This is a genomic window from Proteiniphilum sp. X52 (assembly GCF_003712195.1).
Taxonomy (GTDB): Bacteria; Bacteroidota; Bacteroidia; order Bacteroidales; family Dysgonomonadaceae; genus Proteiniphilum.
Window position 1 is genome coordinate 1 of sequence record NZ_RDSD01000058.1, and the last position, 2,074, is coordinate 2,074.

The following is a 2,074-nucleotide window of genomic DNA, read 5'->3' on the forward strand; positions in this document are numbered from 1 at the left end:
TAAAGCAGGATCATACAATCTTGCGTTCATATTCACCAACCCGAACCAAGGAAGGTATTCATGGCCGGTATACCCGCCCACTGCCGGTGTTGATGGCGAGTTGCCTGCCGTCGATAGTGTCAATGTAACTCCGTGGCGCTTCCCCCCTCAATGTTATGGGCGCCCACCACGATAGTCCTGCCAATGCGGTTTCCCGCCGCATCATACGTATAGGACAATTGCTGTTGCCCTTTTATAGTCAGGACAAACGCTAGCAAAAAAGCCAGAAAGATAATCTTTTTCATGATGTTTTTTAATTTTAATTAGACAATAAATGACTATAGTACAGTATTATAAATAAGAAAGATCAAACATGTCACATCAGAAAAACATCTACGGTCTTGTTATAATGGCAAATATAACATATATTTTATTATGTAAATAAAAGGCATTTTAATTAAATATAATTAACTAAATATATTCTTGTTAGGCAACCATCTAGTATATTGCCTGTCCTAACTTGAACATCGGCACATACATTGCGATAAGGATGAAGGCCACGCGTATTCCGATACCCAATATCAGTAGTGGTATACTATGATGTAAATCTTCTCCATTTTACCTCTCCAACAGTATTAAACCGTTGGAGAGGTAATTATGGGTGTAGCTGCAAACTACTGTTGTCCAAAGGAGAAAGATTGATATATCTCAATCTAAAGTATTATCAATAATATTGAGAATAAGATTAAATTTTTCTTCATCCTGATCTACTTTAATTATTCCATTAAGGTAAATTTGATTTGGGAAGACTTGATTTGGGAGTGAAATACTATAATATTCATTATTTCTGTGAATATCTTTTACATGAATTTTTTTTCCATCTTGAAAATAGTAAATTCCACTTTCTTCCAAAAGAACCTCAACGTTATTATTAAAATGGACATATATATTTGTGAAAAGGAAATCCTTACTTCTTCTGTTATAGTAACTAAATCCTTTAAAAGTAAGTATATAATCTACTCCTTTAACATTAAGTGATGTCTCTTTTGGACTAATTTGCAGTTCTGTTGTCAGAGGGCCACAATCCACTAATGGAAAGGAACAACATCCCGATAATAAGAAAAACAAACTTGCATACAATAATGCAGATGATTGTTTAATAATAGTAATCATAATTTTGCTTAGTTATTCTTCCGTATTTATTAGACCAAAAATATCCAATTCTATTTAAAGAATACAAATTAGCTCCATGCTCTAAAGTGTTCGGAATATCGTATGAAGCATAAAATCCCTCTGTCAAATATTCCTTTAATATTTCGCCATAAAAATTCGCAAATCCCATTTTAGCCTGCTGGTCAAGATGCCCTGTTTCGTGAGCTTGGAGATAAGAATCATAATCAGGATCATCTCCTGTCAATCTAGTCACTAAATTTCTTCCGACTGTCATTCCCGCTGACTTTGGCCATAGAAAGTGTCCTCTTCGATAAACAGGTGTGTAATCATCAAATTCACCGTAAGATATATCAGGTTTATAAGTTGCCCCCATTGATACAACATTTAAACCGGCGAGAGTTCCACCTGCTATAGCCCCATTCTTAGCTCCTTGCAGCAAACCCTTACCAATATTTTTTCCATCAATGGCTGCACCTACTGCACCTCCAACTCCTCCGGTTGCTGCACCTTTACCAATTCCAAAAGCCATTTCAGCACCAATATTTTTTAAGGCACCACCTTTTACTCCAGAGAAGTTACCAATTTTAGCACCTAGAACACCTCCTGCAACCATTCCTGCGAGATTACCCCATGAGACATCTCCCCCAAAAGCCATCGTGGTAGCAGAATTACTGGTCACATTAGATAATATGTTATATCCTAATGATTGTCCAAATGTGCCTATTTGGGAGCCTAATGCTCCGAGTCCTCCTCCTATGGCACCTCCAACTCCTCCCATTAAAGCAGCCATACCGAGGTTGGATAAATTAAAATCTTTAAAACCGGAGGTAATTCCAACCTGTACTGTATATATCACAGCCGAAGTTGCCGCCCCAATCAAAGCTCCCCATGCCATGCCGACTAATATTGGCATGAAGAAAAA

3 protein-coding genes are annotated in these 2,074 nt (G+C 37.3%); all 3 read right to left on the minus strand.

Going from position 1 to position 2,074, the window contains the following annotated elements; genetic code table 11:
* Window positions 1–119: 119 nt before the first annotated feature.
* On the minus strand, window positions 120–284 hold the full coding sequence (locus D7D25_RS17560) for a hypothetical protein (protein ID WP_122970205.1): 165 nt from the start codon (window positions 282–284) through the stop codon (window positions 120–122).
* A gap of 403 nt (window positions 285–687) precedes the next feature.
* Window positions 688–1,152 (minus strand): hypothetical protein, encoded by a 465-nt coding sequence (locus D7D25_RS17565; protein ID WP_122970206.1) that lies wholly within the window; start codon window positions 1,150–1,152, stop codon window positions 688–690.
* On the minus strand, window positions 1,136–2,074 hold a 939-nt coding region (locus D7D25_RS18110; RefSeq protein WP_221408032.1), incomplete at its 5' end, for a hypothetical protein. The genes D7D25_RS17565 and D7D25_RS18110, both read right to left, overlap by 17 nt.

Excerpts from the sequence above, each read along its gene's own strand:
- D7D25_RS17560 (WP_122970205.1), bottom strand. The coding sequence starts at position 284 with ATGAAAAAGATTATCTTTCTGGCTTTTTTGCTAGCGTTTGTCCTGACT.
- D7D25_RS17565 (WP_122970206.1), bottom strand. The coding sequence starts at position 1,152 with ATGATTACTATTATTAAACAATCATCTGCATTATTGTATGCAAGTTTG.